Annotated in this window: 10 protein-coding genes and 1 pseudogene; 4 read left to right on the top strand and 7 right to left on the bottom strand. The window is 31.5% G+C overall.

The window, feature by feature from the left end:
• The first annotated feature begins 5 nt into the window (after nucleotides 1-5).
• On the top strand, nucleotides 6-1,235 hold the full coding sequence (gene clpX / locus JJC03_RS02720) for an ATP-dependent Clp protease ATP-binding subunit ClpX (protein WP_235873949.1): 1,230 nt from the start codon (nucleotides 6-8) through the stop codon (nucleotides 1,233-1,235).
• Between the two features lie 80 nt (nucleotides 1,236-1,315).
• Here clpX and JJC03_RS02715 read toward each other — a convergent pair whose 3' ends face one another.
• On the bottom strand, nucleotides 1,316-2,827 hold the full coding sequence (locus tag JJC03_RS02715) for a GH3 auxin-responsive promoter family protein (RefSeq protein ID WP_088398790.1): 1,512 nt from the start codon (nucleotides 2,825-2,827) through the stop codon (nucleotides 1,316-1,318).
• 97 nt (nucleotides 2,828-2,924) lie between these two features.
• On the opposite strand from JJC03_RS02715, the gene JJC03_RS02710 reads away from it, so the two are divergent.
• Nucleotides 2,925-3,719 (top strand): DUF2797 domain-containing protein, encoded by a 795-nt coding sequence (locus JJC03_RS02710; protein WP_088398789.1) that lies wholly within the window; start codon nucleotides 2,925-2,927, stop codon nucleotides 3,717-3,719.
• 201 nt (nucleotides 3,720-3,920) lie between these two features.
• Here JJC03_RS02710 and JJC03_RS17240 read toward each other — a convergent pair whose 3' ends face one another.
• The 4 genes and pseudogenes from JJC03_RS17240 to sppA all read right to left on the bottom strand — a co-directional run bounded on the left by JJC03_RS17240 (nucleotide 3,921) and on the right by sppA (nucleotide 8,372).
• Nucleotides 3,921-4,802, bottom strand: a complete 882-nt coding sequence (locus JJC03_RS17240) for an AsmA-like C-terminal region-containing protein (protein ID WP_258932108.1) — start codon at nucleotides 4,800-4,802, stop codon at nucleotides 3,921-3,923.
• Between the two features lie 71 nt (nucleotides 4,803-4,873).
• Nucleotides 4,874-6,097: an AsmA family protein gene (locus JJC03_RS17235; RefSeq protein ID WP_258932107.1), complete on the bottom strand. Its 1,224-nt coding sequence runs from the start codon at nucleotides 6,095-6,097 to the stop codon at nucleotides 4,874-4,876.
• The gene (locus tag JJC03_RS17230; protein WP_258932106.1) at nucleotides 6,094-6,546 is read right to left on the bottom strand and encodes an AsmA family protein; all 453 of its coding nucleotides are present in this window, start codon (nucleotides 6,544-6,546) and stop codon (nucleotides 6,094-6,096) included. Before JJC03_RS17230 ends, JJC03_RS17235 begins: the two co-directional genes overlap by 4 nt.
• A 111-nt stretch (nucleotides 6,547-6,657) precedes the next feature.
• A pseudogene (gene sppA, locus JJC03_RS02700) lies at nucleotides 6,658-8,372 on the bottom strand (signal peptide peptidase SppA).
• Nucleotides 8,373-8,546: 174 nt separating this feature from the next.
• Between sppA and folK the strand changes: the two are divergent.
• Nucleotides 8,547-9,683 carry a 2-amino-4-hydroxy-6-hydroxymethyldihydropteridine diphosphokinase gene (gene folK, locus JJC03_RS02695; protein ID WP_088398785.1) on the top strand — a complete coding sequence of 379 codons (1,137 nt, stop codon included), beginning with the start codon at nucleotides 8,547-8,549 and terminating at the stop codon, nucleotides 9,681-9,683.
• A gap of 274 nt (nucleotides 9,684-9,957) precedes the next feature.
• Here the strand turns inward: folK and JJC03_RS02690 are convergent, their stop codons facing one another.
• Entirely contained in the window at nucleotides 9,958-10,491 is a 534-nt protein-coding gene (locus JJC03_RS02690; protein ID WP_088445198.1) for an RNA methyltransferase, read from the bottom strand.
• A 106-nt stretch (nucleotides 10,492-10,597) separates the two neighbouring features.
• Nucleotides 10,598-11,116 (bottom strand): DUF1573 domain-containing protein, encoded by a 519-nt coding sequence (locus JJC03_RS02685; protein ID WP_088398783.1) that lies wholly within the window; start codon nucleotides 11,114-11,116, stop codon nucleotides 10,598-10,600.
• A 139-nt stretch (nucleotides 11,117-11,255) separates the two neighbouring features.
• On the opposite strand from JJC03_RS02685, the gene mutS reads away from it, so the two are divergent.
• Nucleotides 11,256-13,841, top strand: coding sequence for a DNA mismatch repair protein MutS (gene mutS, locus JJC03_RS02680; protein ID WP_374226257.1), 2,586 nt, complete (start codon nucleotides 11,256-11,258; stop codon nucleotides 13,839-13,841).
• Nucleotides 13,842-13,895: the final 54 nt, after the last annotated feature.

Here is a 13,895-nt window from a genome sequence, read left to right as displayed (position 1 = left end):
AAATAATGGCAAAAGAAATTTTAGAATGTTCCTTCTGTGGAAGGAGAAAGCCTGAAACAAATTTATTAATTGCAGGGATTGACGCTCATATATGTGATCATTGTATTGAGCAAGCACACGGAATTGTTTTAGAAGAATTAAAGGCTAATGGTTTATCTAAGGTAACAGATTTAGTTTTACAAAAGCCAAAAGATATTAGAGCTTTTTTAGATAAATATGTTATAGGACAAGATCAAACCAAAAAAGTCATTTCCGTTGCTGTGTATAACCACTATAAACGTTTAATGCAGTTAGATCACGGAGATGATATTGAAATTGAAAAGTCTAACATTATTATGGTAGGTCAAACAGGTACTGGAAAAACTCTAGTAGCTAAGACAATTGCTAAAATGTTAGATGTTCCATTAGCAATAGTGGATGCAACAGTATTAACAGAAGCAGGTTATGTTGGAGAAGATGTTGAAAGCATTTTAACCCGCTTATTACAAGCCGCAGATTATGATGTTGCAAAAGCTGAACGAGGTATCGTATTTATTGATGAGATTGATAAAATTGCTCGTAAAAGCGATAATCCTTCTATTACACGTGATGTTTCAGGAGAAGGAGTACAACAAGCAATGTTAAAGCTGTTAGAAGGAACAGTAGTAAATGTTCCGCCTAAAGGAGGGCGTAAACACCCAGATCAAAAGTTTGTAGAAGTTAATACAAAAGATATATTATTTATAGCAGGAGGTGCTTTTGATGGTATAGAACGTATTATTTCAAAACGATTGAATCGTCAGGCTATGGGATTTGGAGCTTCTAAGGAAACAGATAAAATAGATGAAACAAATCTATTACAATACGTAATTCCAAAAGATATCAAAGATTTTGGTTTAATACCTGAAATTATTGGTCGCTTGCCAGTACTGACTCATATGGATCCTTTAGATAAAGCCACATTACGAGCAATATTAACAGAGCCTAAGAATGCTTTAATTAAGCAATATAAGAAGTTGTTTGTTATGGATGAGATTGAATTTGAAATTACAGACGAAGCATTAGATTATATTGTAGATAAAGCTTTAGAATATAAATTAGGTGCTCGTGGTTTACGTTCATTATGTGAAGCAATCTTAACTGATGCTATGTATGAAATACCAAGTTCTGATGAAAAAGAGTTAAAGGTAGATAAGGAGTATGTAGAAGTAGCTCTTAATAAAAACCTACTAAAACGTCTAGAAATAGCATCGTAAAATTAAAAAATAAGCTGTCCGAAAAGAAAACACTACCTTTTTAACGAAAGAATAGTTGGTAATTTTTTTGGACAGTTTTTTTATTGCATTTGTAAAAGATAATCTAAATACTCACGAGAGTTTGATAAGCGAGGTACTTTATTTTGTCCTCCTAACTTCCCCTTTTCTTTTAACCAATCATAAAATAGGTTTTCACGAGCTATATTTACTTTTAAAGGATTTAGTGTCATGTTGTTGTAGCGTTTAGCTTCATAATCAGAATTTAATGATTGTATTGTTTCGTCTAAAATTTCGCTAAACCTTTCAATACATTCAGGTTGTATCTTAAATTCAATGATCCATTCATGTGCCCCTTTTTCTTTTCCATTCATAAAAATAGGTGCAACGGTATAGTCTTTTACCTCGCAATTAGTGAGTTGACATGTTTTAGCAAGAGCTTTATCAGTATTTTCTACCATTAATTCTTCACCGAAAACATTAATGTGATGTTTTGTTCGACCAGTAATACGAATTCGATAAGGAGATAAAGAAGTAAACCGAACGGTGTCACCAATTAGGTAGCGCCACAAACCAGCGTTAGTTGTAATTAAAACAGCATAGTTCTTATAGAGTTCAACTTCTGCTAAACGGATCACTTTTTGATTTGGAGTAGCAAATGTGTCCATAGGTATAAATTCATAAAAAATACCATAATCCAGCATTAGTAGTAAATCACTTGAGTTATTAAGATCTTGTATGGCAAAAAAACCTTCTGATGCATTATAAATTTCGTAGTATTTAAAATCAGTCTTTGGAAGTATTTTTTTGTATTGTTCCCTATAAGGTTCAAAACTTACACCACCGTGAAAATATACTTCTAGATTAGGCCATATATCAAGCAGATTGTTTTTACCTGTTTCTTCCATAAGTTTATTAAGTAAAACCATCATCCAAGAAGGAACCCCTGCAAAACTTGTTACATTCTCTATCTTAGTTTCGTTAACGATTGCTAGTAGTTTTGTTTCCCATTCGCTCATTAGAGAAGTTTTATTTGAAGGGGTGCTACTAAATTCAGCCCAAAAGGGCATATTGTCAATCAGGATAGCTGACAAGTCTCCAAAAAAAGTATTGTTGTCTTCATATAGCTGTTTACTACCTCCTAAACGAAGACTTTTGCCTGTAAAAAGCTGAGAATTTTCGTTATTGTTAAGGTACATACAAAGCAAATCTTTACTGCCTTTATAGTGGCAGTTTTCAAGAGCTTCATTACTTACAGGTATAAATTTACTTTTTGCATTAGTTGTTCCACTCGATTTAGCAAACCATTTAATGGGTTGGTGCCAAAAAACATTTTGTTCTCCTTTTCGTGTACGTTCAATCAAGGGTTCTAAATCTTCATAGTGTGAAATAGGAACTCTTTCTTGAAAAGTGTGATACGTTTTTATAGATTGAAAATCATAAGTTTTACCTACTATCGTATTTTCCGATTGACGTATTAAGCTCATCAATAGTTCTTCCTGTACTTCATTTGGGTACTTTAAAAAAAGTTCTATTTGATGGATACGTTGTTTTAAAACCCAAGAGGCAATAGAATTTATAATAGGTAAAGGCATTATAATTGTAGATTTTGAATTTTGAATTTTGAATTATAACTTTACGCTAAAATAAAAAATAAATTGATTATCTAATATCTAAAATCAAAAATCTATTATGACTTTTCAAGGTGTACTTACTAAAATGCAAACAGAGTTTGTCAATCCCATCGAATATTATTTAGTTTTTGAAAATTCTTTTTTAAATCTTAATCAGTTATTAGGGAAATCAATAGCGTTTTTACATCTTGGTTATCAATGTTTAGAGTGTGGTAAGGAAAAGAAAATTTTTAGGCAAGGCTTTTGTTATGACTGTTTTATGGCGAGTGCTTCTGCTGGAGATTGGATTATGAAGCCTGAATTAAGCAAAGCTCATTTAGATATTGAAGACCGTGATTTAGAATATGAGAAAAAAGTTCAATTACAGCCCCATATAGTATATTTAGCTCTATCTAGTGAAGTTAAAGTAGGTGTGACAAGAAAAACACAGGTCCCTACTCGATGGATTGATCAAGGAGCTGTAGAAGCTGTTCCAATTGTTGAGGTTCCTAATCGCTATTTAGCAGGGATTACTGAAGTAGCTTTGAAAGAAATGTATGCAGATAAGACAAATTGGCAACGTATGTTGAAAAATGAAGTGCCCGAAGTAGATTTAATTCATCAACGGAATAATTTGCAGTCCGTATTGCCACAAGAAGTGCAAGAGTATTACACACCTTTTGTAGAAAAATCATATAAGTTTCAATACCCCGTTTTAGAATATCCTAAGAAGGTGGTGAGTTTGAATTTAGAAAAAACACCACATTATACAGGTGTTTTAAAAGGTATTAAAGGGCAGTATTTAATATTTGAAGACAATACTGTTTTTAATATTAGAACCTATGAAGGTTATGTAGTAAAGATTAATCTTTAAGTTTTATTATTGTACATATAAAGAGGGTGTCCTAAAAGTGAAAAATCAATATATTATTTGTCACTTTAAAGAGAGAAAGAGGTATCACATAATTAATATTATGTGATTTGCTTTGTCTATTCAGACAGAGTCCTCCATCTCCTTATTGGTCGAAATAACGATTTCAAACTTATAGGACACCCTCTTGATTGTTAGGAAGGTTTATTTTCTTCTGCCAAAAAGACCTTCTAGAACTTGGTTAGCAGTGTTTTTTATAGCTTCCTTTTTAGGATCTTTTGCAGATGTTGAATCTTTACCTTTTTTATTTCCTCCTAAAATATTGCTAAGAGCATCTACGCCTTGATTTAAATATTTATCTTTTTGTGATTTAGCAATTTGTAGAGCTAAGTTAGTACTGGCTTGTTTTAAGTCTGTAGTTACTTTTGGCGATTTAAAATTACCTGTCATTAGTGCATTAATAGGAACGCTTTCAATTCTAGAAGCTTCATTAGGACTTAATTTAGCTAATAACTTATTAACATCACCACCTAAGTATTTTGCAGGTACATCTAATTTGATATTGTAATTCATGTTTTGATCAAAACCATGTGTGCCACCTACTTCTGCTACTATATCTTGGTATTTTATTTTAAAAGGTTTTACTACTACACGTCCCTTGTCAAAAGCTAAATTAGCTTTAATATCATTTAGGTTTATTTTTTTGATATCTAAAAACTTTAGTTGAGACCCTAATGCGGTTAGCATTTGCGAATTGTTAGCGTTTATTGAAGTTGAAAGTAATTGCCCTAATAGATCGCCTGTTAAAGTTTTAATATCTGGAGTTAATTCAATAGCGTCTAAATTACCATTTAATTTGATAGTAGAATTAAGTTTTCCAGTAACAGCTCCAGCTATGGGTGCAATAGTTTTTAAAAAGTCTAATTGGGTAAAAGATTGTCCAATATCTACTTTGTCTAGATTTAAGTTCATATTGAAGGTAGGGATGCTACCTTTTGTAGATACAAGTCCGTTAAACCCAATTATACCATTAAAAAGATCTGTTCTTACATTTTGTAATGAAACAGCTTCATTTTTAATCATCATTTTACCTGATACATTTTTTAGTGTAAGGTTGTCATATACAACGGTATTCGCCTTAGCATTAATTGTACAGTCTAAAAATGCAGGTATTTTAACAGCTTCTTTTTTTGTTTTTTGCTAGGAGTACTTTCTTCACTGCTAGTGTTGCTTGAACTAGGCTTGCTTGTTGTATTAGCGGAACTAGGTGTCATGAAATCTGCAACATATAATTGATTAGCTCCCATATTAAAATTACCTTTTAAGGTTTGTTTTCTAAATAAAAAGCCATAAAAGTTTTCTAATATACCATTTACCTTTAAGTCAGAATTACCTGTTTTCATGTCTAGCTGATTTAATTTAATCTGACTATTATTGAAGTTAACTTCTGCTAGTTTTATTTGTACAGGTTTAGCCATTTCAGGACCTGTATAATTAAATCCTGTTAAATGTAAAGTACCTGCATTTTTAATTTTCTCATACTCATTCTTTTCAACGGCTTGCATATTAAACTCAGTTGTAATATTAGCTTTTAAAATACCAGAAAGAGGTTTGTCTATTTTTACCGGATACGCTTTTGTAAAATTTCCAAGATTAATAGTTCCTTTTAAAGCAGCGTTAACATATGGGTTAGTTGCTACGTTTTTAATAGAAGCTTTTGCATTAAAAACATCTTGATCTATTTGAAAAGATAGTTGATCAAGATTTACATAAGTATCATTTAGAGCCCCACTGTCGTTAATTATTTTAGTGTCAATTATAATGTTTCGTACTGATTTTGGAAGTTGGGGATACTGAAATGACGCATTGTTAGAGGCTATGGCTATATTAAAAGTAGGAATTATATTTTCTTTTAGTTTTCCTTTTACTTTTCCATTTATTGTAAAATCACCAGAAGTTTTTACAGTTTCCAGATTGCCAGCATATTGAGCAGGAACAAGTCCTAAGAAGTTTTTAAAGGAAGAAGTAGGTGTTCTAAAACTTAAATCGTAAAGTTGTTCCCCTTGTAGCATTTGTACAAAACCATTAAATTCAAGAGGAAGTTCATTTATCTTCGCTTTATTTTCTTTAAAAGTATATTTGTTAGCAGATAGATCGATTCCTAATACAGCATCCAGTGTAATAACTACATTATTCATATAGTTCATTTTATCCATATCAAGAGAAACTTTAGCAGCAGATTGAGTATCTAAATCTAGTTTTTGAGAGCCAAAATCACCTTTTCCGCTATGTTGAATACTGTCTAAAACCATTTTAATTTTTGAACGCTCATCATAGTATTTAAAACGGAAGTTTTCAACAGCATAATTTTGAATGTTCATTGAAAAAGGTTCACTTTTTTCAGTAGTAGAAGAAGGTTCGTTCGTTTTTTTGCGATATCAAAATTACCTTTACCATCCTTATTAAAAAGGATATTTGCTAATCCATTTTTAATAGTAATAGCTTCTAATGACATAGGCTCTTTTTTGTCTTTCCAGAGTTCAGCTACGGACATTTTTAAATTTAATTCGTCAAATGCCACAAGTGTATCTCCTTCGAAAGGAGCATGGTTAATGATGATGAATTTTTCTAGGGAAATGGTAGCTTTTGGGAAACTTTTAAATAAACTTATATCCGCATCAGCAAAAGATACTTTTGCGTTTAGATTTTCATTAATGGTTTCTTGAATTTTGGTCTTTATCGTATCTTTAAAAAATAATGGAATGCAGGCTAAAACTCCAACTATAACTAGTAAGGACGCTCCAATACCTATAAAAATTTTCTTTTTCATTTTATAATCTTTTTGAAATTTTATGTTGTAAAACTATTTTTGTTTATAGTTTACCAACAAAAATACATAAAAAAATCCGCTTTAGTATTAAAACGGATTTTCTATAAAGTGTTAATTTATTTTTAATTCATAAGGGAGTATCAATTGCATTCCTTTCCGATTATTCATTCTTTTTATTTGGTTAACCATTTCTAAACCTTCTTCTCCTATTTGTTCTTTTAAGAGGTTTTCACGAGTTTTAAAGAAGCTCATGAAACCATTTTTCTCTAATTCGTCAAAGAAATTTTTTTCAAATTCAGGGTATGATATTGTGCTATAATCTTTAGCTTTTGAAATATTAGCGGCATAGGTTATTGCATCATCTAATCCTCCAATTTTGTCGATTAATCCTATTTTAAGAGCATCAGTTCCACTCCAAACACGACCTTGAGCGATAGCATCTACTTGTGCAAAAGTCATTTTACGTCCAGTAGCTACTCGGTTTACAAAAGTTTTATAAATATTTTCTACACCTTCTTGTGTGAAATTTTTAAAATCAGGATCTATTGGTTCAAAAACGCTGTATCCAGACGCGTTTTTATGTGTTTCTACTGTTTCAGTATTAATACCATAACGCTTACTTATTTCAGAAAGGTTCGGTAGCATACCAAAAACACCAATAGAGCCTGTAATAGTATTTGCTTCTGCAAAAATCTTATTAGCATTACACGCTATGTAATATCCGCCAGATGCTGCTAGATTTCCCATAGATACGATTACGGGTTTGACTTTCTTAGTTAATTCTATTTCTCTCCAAATTAAATCAGAAGTTAAAGCACTTCCTCCAGGACTATTAATGCGTAATACGATAGCTTTTATGTCTTTATCTTCACGAGCTTCTTTTAGTGATCTTTTCATAGAACCTTCGCCTACAGTATTTAGGTCTCCTTCTCCAGAACCTATTTCGCCTTGTGCATAAATAATAGCAATTTTTTCACCTAAAGCAAACTCTTGATTGTTTACTAATTCTTTTGAGTAATCCAAAATATTAACGGTATTGTAGTCTTCATCATCTGCCACTTTTAGTCTTTTTTTAATGTCTTGATGGTATATATCTTCATATGCTACAATATCCACTAACTTATTGTTTTTAGCTAACTCAGGCGTACGCGCTAATAAATCTGTAGCAATCCTATTTAACTCTGTTATAGATATATTTCTTGATTTAGATATGTCCTGAATGATAGTAGTCCAAATAGAATTTAGAAAAGTACTGATTTGCTCACGATTTTCTGGGCTCATTGTGTTTGTTAAGAAAGGTTCAACAGCACTTTTGTATTTTCCATGTCGAATCACTTCCATTTTAATACCCGTTTTATCTTGAAAGTCTTTAAAGTACATAATTTCGCTAGATAAACCTTTGAAATCTAAATCTCCTACAGGATTTAAATAAACTGTATTCGCAATAGAATTTAGGTAGTATTCTTTTTGAGAATAAACATTACCATAAGCTAATATGAACTTTCCAGACTTTTTAAAATCTTCAAGTTGGTCTCTAAGGGCTTTAATTTGAGCAACACCTAAATGAAGTGTATTGTTTAAAATAGAAATTCCTTTTATTCTACTGTCTTTTTAGCTTCTTCAATGGCATTTAATATATCCGTTAAGCCTTCTCCTTTTCCTTTTTCATTTAAAAAAGGCATGTCTTCATAGTTAAATTTTCCAGCATAGTCCTCAGATATTTTTTCTAAATTCAATACCAGTACAGAATTGTCTTCAATTTCAATTTTTTCTTTTCCGCCAGCTACTAGACTACCAAGGATAATAATTCCTAAAAAGCTAATAATACAAAATATAAAAAGTCCAATTATGCTTGCTAATACATTTTTAAAAAATTCATTGCTTTATTTTTTTATAGATTAGTGTTTAAAATATTAAAAAAGTTACACGAAAAAATAAGTTATTAACACAGATGCAAATATACTTCTATTCTCCAAATCTTTTTAGTTACTTTGCCAAGCATGGGAGTACAAAAAAAAGTCATATTATCTTTAGGAAGTAATCAAGGGGATAAACTTGCTCATATAACGGCTTGTATACAGTTGATTCATAATAAGATTGGATTGGTTTTACAGGTTTCAAAGTTATATGAAACGCCTGCTTGGGGGTTTGAAAGTGATCCTTTTTATAATTGTGCAGTTCTTATTCATACCTCTTTTACGCCAGAACAAGTCTTAAGGAAAATTGCAGGTATAGAAAAAGAGATAGGGCGTCAAAAGAAAAAAGAAGTAGGATATGAAGCCCGTATAATTGATATTGATATCATAGCTTTTGACGATCAGATTTTAAACACTGAAAACTTAATTATTCCACATCCACATATGCAGAACAGACGTTTTGTTCTGTATCCTATGAATGATCTTGGGGTAGAATGGGTACATCCTGTTTTATATAAAGATGTAGATCGTTTATTATTAGATTGTCCTGATACAAGTTCCTGTCAAGTAGTCGAAGAATTAACAGCACCTATTAAGCAATTTGATGTAGATAAGTTAAACTATATTGCTATAGAAGGAAATATTGGAGCAGGTAAAACTACTTTAGCTTCTAAAATAGCAGCTGATTTTAATGCTAAGCTAGTTTTAGAACGGTTTGCTGATAACCCCTTTTTACCAAAATTTTATAGAGATCAAGGACGTTATGCTTTTCCATTAGAAATGTCTTTTTTAGCAGATCGTTATCAGCAGTTAGCAGATGATTTGTCTCAATTTGATCTTTTCGCAGATTTTGTAGTAGCGGATTATCATATCTTTAAATCCTTAATTTTTGCAAAGGTAACTTTGCAAGGAGATGAGTTTCGCTTATATAAAACCTTGTTTGATATTATTTACAAAGAAATGCCCAAACCAGATCTATACGTATATTTATATCAAAATACAGAAAGATTACTAAAAAATATTAAAAAAAGAGGTCGTAGTTACGAACAAGAAATACCCGCTGAATATTTAGACAAGATTAATAAAGGATATTTAGACTATATAAAAACTCAATTAGGATTGAATGTTTTAGTAATTGATGTCTCTGATCTTGATTTCGTAAAACGACAGGAAGATTATGTAACCATACTGCAAAAAATACAAGAAAAGCTAAATTGTTAGCGTAAATATATTTAAAAATAAGAGAGGCAAAAAAGGCGTGAATTAACCTTTATTTAGTTTCTGGTTCTATTAATCGTTTTAAAGAGGCTGTCCTAAAAGTAAGTATGCTTGTCATTTTAATCAGAGGGAGAAGTTATAGGGTGTTGATTATGTGTTTCTCCTTTACATTAGAGTAATAAACGATACGTTGATTTTTTACTTTTAGGACATCTTCAGGTAAAAATTAGGGTCCTTGATTTTAAAGTTTGTGTTTAAATCTTTTTAGGCCGTTTTTTTATTTTTGATTCAGTTTGCAGAATAAATCCCAAATTACGATACCAGTGCTCACTGAAATATTTAAAGAGTGTTTTGTTCCCAATTGAGGAATTTCAATTGCGCCATGGCAAAGTTTTACTGCTTCTTGATTTACACCAAAAACTTCATTTCCAAAAACCAAAGCATATTTTTTATTTTCATTTGGTTTAAACTGGTCTAGGAATATTGCCTTTTCAACTTGCTCAATTGCATAGACCTCTACCTCTTCATTTTTAAGATTTTGAATTACCTCTAATACGTCTTTTTGATATTCCCAAGAAACAGTGTCAGTTGCGCCTAATGCTGTTTTATGAATTTCTTTATTAGGTGGTGTAGCTGTAATTCCGCATAAGTAAATTTTTTCAATCAAAAAAGCATCGCTTGTTCTGAATACAGATCCTATATTGTGTAAGCTTCGTATGTCATCTAATATAATAATTAGAGGTGTTTTTTTTGCTTCTTTAAACTCTTGTATTGTTTTGCGTTCTAATTCGCTATTCTCAATTTTTCTCATATCACAAATTTATATTTCTTTAGATACTAAATAAAAATGAAATTTATTTAGTGTTATAAAAAAACCCTCCTTTAGGAGGGTTTTTATACATCTTTTAAAAGTTTAATTACTGAACAGTTGGGCCTGTTGGTTTAGCATCTAGAGGGCTCGTTGGTGTAGGTTTAGCAACAACGTTACCTGTTATGTGTAATACTTTTGTAGGGTTGTCTTTCATATTAGTAGTAACGGTTACTGATTTATTGATAGCTCCTACTCGGTTTGTATCATATTTAACACCAATTACAGCTTTTGCTCCAGGAGCAATAGGTTCTTTAGGAAAAGAAGGAACAGTACATCCGCAAGATCCTTGAGCATTTGAAATAATTAAAGGTTCGTTACCATTGTTTACAATAACAAATTCTCTTTTTCCGTCAGCACCTTGTTCAATTGTACCGTAGTCTATCGTTTCTTTTTCTACATACATACCAGGACCTGATACTTTCGTGATCTCAAACTTTGCTTCTTCAACTTTTTTAGTTACTTCCATTTTAGCTTTTGAAGCTGCTTTTTTTGCTTTTTCTTGAGCAGTAGCAGATAAATTTCCTAAAAATACTATTGTTGCTACTGTTAGTATTGCCTTTTTCATAATTGACTTGTAATTAGTTATACACAAATGTAAAAATATTTGATCAAATATTACGCCAAAATAAGTAAATTCGTCGCGATTAATCAAAAATTTTAACGTTTTGTCAGTAAAAGTTAAAGCACCTAAGGAAACCCCTTTAATGAAACAATATAATGAGATTAAGGCTAAATATCCAGATGCTTGTTTGTTGTTTAGAGTGGGCGATTTTTATGAAACCTTTGGAGATGATGCTGTTCGTACAGCTCGTATTTTAGGAATCACCTTGACTAAAAGGGGAAGTGGTACAGAGAGTGAAACAGCCTTAGCTGGTTTTCCTCACCACTCATTAAATACTTATTTACCTAAATTAGTAAAAGCAGGTCTTCGTGTTGCTATTTGTGATCAGTTAGAAGATCCTAAAATGACTAAAACTATTGTTAAGCGTGGGGTTACAGAATTAGTAACTCCTGGAGTTTCTATGAATGATGAAGTGTTAGTTTCTAAATCTAATAACTTCTTAGCTTCTATTTATTTCGGTAAAAAACAATTAGGAGTAGCCTTTTTAGATGTTTCAACGGGTGAATTTTTAACTTCGGAAGGGAATGCTGATTATGTAGATAAATTATTGCAAAATTTTAATCCAAGTGAAATTTTAGTTCCCAAACAAAATAAAAAAGAGTTTGTTGAAATTTTTGGTGAAAACTTTCATGCTTTTTACCTTGAAGATTGGGTGTATAAAGAAGATTATGCAACGGAAAGTCTCGTTAATCATTTTCAAACAAACTCCTTGAAAGGTTTTGGAATAGAAGAGTTAGAACATGGTATTATTGCTTTCGGAGCTATTTTGTATTATTTGTCTGAAACACAACATAATAAAATTCAACATATAACCTCTATTCATCGTATTGCTGAAGATGCTTATGTTTGGATGGATCGTTTTACAATTCGTAATTTAGAATTATATCATAGTTATAATCCTAATGCGGTAACTTTATTAGATGTAATTGATCGTACACTTTCTCCTATGGGAGGGCGTTTGTTAAAACGATGGTTGGCGCTTCCTTTAAAAGATATTAATAAGATTAGAGGGCGTCATGAAGTAGTACGTTATTTTAAAGATAATCAGGATATTTTATATCAAGTACAACACCAGATTAAGCAGATATCGGATTTAGAGCGATTGATTTCAAAAGTAGCAGCTGGAAGAATTTCGCCAAGAGAATTGGTTTATTTAAAAGAATCGTTAGATGCTATTGAGCCTATAAAAGCAGTAGCGTTAAAAAGTACTCAGGAAGCGGTGAAAGTAATAGGAGACAGTCTTCATGCTTGTGAGTTGTTAAGAGAAAAAATAGCCAATACACTTAATTCAGATGCACCTGTAGCAATTAATAAAGGGAATGCCATTGCGTCAGGAGTAAATGCAGAATTAGATGAATTGCGCAATATTTCTAATTCAGGCAAAGAGTTTTTAGAAGCAATTGAAAAAAGAGAGTCTGAAAATACAGGTATTCCTTCCTTGAAAATTTCTTTTAATAATGTTTTTGGATATTATATAGAGGTTCGTAATACTCATAAAGATAAAGTGCCTTCTGAATGGATTCGAAAGCAAACATTGGTAAACGCAGAACGATACATAACAGAAGAGTTAAAAGAATACGAGTCAAAAATATTAGGTGCTGAAGAGAAAATTCATCAATTAGAGGTTTCTTTATTTGAACAATTAATTGTTTGGGTTTCAACTTATATCAAGCCTGTTCAACATAATGCTAATCTAATTGCACAATTAGATTGTCTAGCTTCTTTTGCGCAGCAAGCTATCGAAAATAATTATGTATGCCCAGAAATAGATGATACTTATGTGTTAGATATAAAAAATGGACGTCATCCTGTTATTGAAAAACAACTGCCTATAGGGGTTCCGTATATAGCAAATGATGTGTATTTAGATCGAAGTGTGCAGCAGATTATTATGATTACTGGACCTAATATGTCAGGTAAGTCGGCTATATTAAGGCAAACGGCTCTTATTGTTTTATTAGCACAAATGGGAAGTTTTGTGCCTGCTGAAGCGGTTACCATGGGAGTAGTAGATAAAATTTTTACACGGGTAGGAGCGAGTGATAATATATCAATGGGAGAGTCTACATTTATGGTTGAAATGAATGAAACAGCGTCTATATTAAATAATATATCAGATAGAAGTTTAGTTTTGTTAGATGAAATAGGGCGTGGAACCAGTACGTATGATGGTGTGTCTATTGCGTGGGCTATTGCAGAGTTTTTACATGAAAACCCAGCGCAACCTAAAACGCTTTTTGCTACTCATTATCATGAATTAAATGAGATGACTGAAACATTAACTCGAATTCAAAATTATAATGTATCAGTAAAAGAATTAAAAGATACTGTTTTGTTTATACGTAAACTAGAAAAAGGAGGAAGCGCGCATAGTTTTGGTATTCACGTAGCCAAGATGGCTGGTATGCCACAAACTGTAATACAAAAAGCTGGTAAAATTTTAAAAAAATTAGAAAAGAATCATTCCGCTGAGGTTTTAAATGGTAGAGTTCCACAAGAAGGATTAGCAAATCAAGAAGACGAAATGCAATTAAGTTTCTTTAATTTAGATGATCCTTTGTTAGAAGAAATAAAAGAAGAGATCTTAAATTTAGATATCAATACCCTGACACCAGTAGAAGCTTTAATGAAGTTAAATGAAATCAAACGGATGATAGCTAAAAAATAGTTCTTTAAAGAATTGAAATTGAAATATTTGAAAAAAAGTTTTTATTTTTTTTAT

The sequence above is a fragment of the Flavobacterium oreochromis genome (assembly GCF_019565455.1).
GTDB classification, from domain to species: domain Bacteria; phylum Bacteroidota; class Bacteroidia; order Flavobacteriales; family Flavobacteriaceae; genus Flavobacterium; species Flavobacterium oreochromis.
This window is presented reverse-complemented; position numbering and strand designations above follow the sequence as displayed.